This is a genomic window from Neisseria sp. HMSC078C12 (assembly GCF_001838065.1).
Taxonomy (GTDB): Bacteria; Pseudomonadota; Gammaproteobacteria; order Burkholderiales; family Neisseriaceae; genus Neisseria.
Window position 1 is genome coordinate 1 of the sequence record NZ_KV835605.1, and the last position, 706, is coordinate 706.

The window sequence follows — 706 nt, forward strand, 5'->3', positions numbered from 1 at the left end:
CGTCGCGTTCCATCAGGTTGGTGCTGCCGTCGGCAAACACCCGTTTGGTCAGCTCGTTGTTGTAATCGTAATGATATTGCTCGGTACGGCCCAGTATGTCGGTTACCTCGGTGTAACCTTCGTGATAGGTAAAGCGCCATTCCTCGCCCAAAGAAGTCCGGTTGCGGATGACTTTGCCGGTCGGGGTGTAATGGTCGTATTCGTATTCCGATACCAATCCGGCCGCATCCGTATGCGACACCATCAGATTGTTTTTATAGCCGAAGCTGCGTTTGACGTTGCCGTCGCGGCCGATGACGCGGATTAAGTCACCACTGCCGTTGTATTCGTAGCGGACCAGCGGACTGCCGACCCGGACCGTTTCACCGAAGGATGGCAAACCTTCCAACAGCGACACCGACAGCAGCCGCATTTGGGGTGACTGCTCATCGGCCACATTGCCGAAGTTCAGCGAGAATACCCGGCCGTTGCCGTCAATAATGTATTGCGGCAGACCGGTCAGCGGATGATAGACGAAACGCTGATGGTTGCCGTTGGCGTCTTCCACCGCCACCAAAGGGAAGAGGGTGGCATCTTCGTCCGAACCGTCTTCAGCGACCACCAAAGGGGCAAAACGCAGCGCTATCGAACCGTCCAGCGAAGCGATGACGTAATGGCCGTCCGGATTTTTGCTGAACCAAATCTGTTCGCTCTCGAACAATACCGG

At 55.8% G+C, this 706-nt stretch carries 1 pseudogene; it reads right to left on the reverse strand.

Annotation, left to right across the window (positions count from 1 at the left end):
- A pseudogene (locus HMPREF2596_RS11595) lies at positions 1–706 on the reverse strand (RHS repeat family protein); the annotation flags it as partial.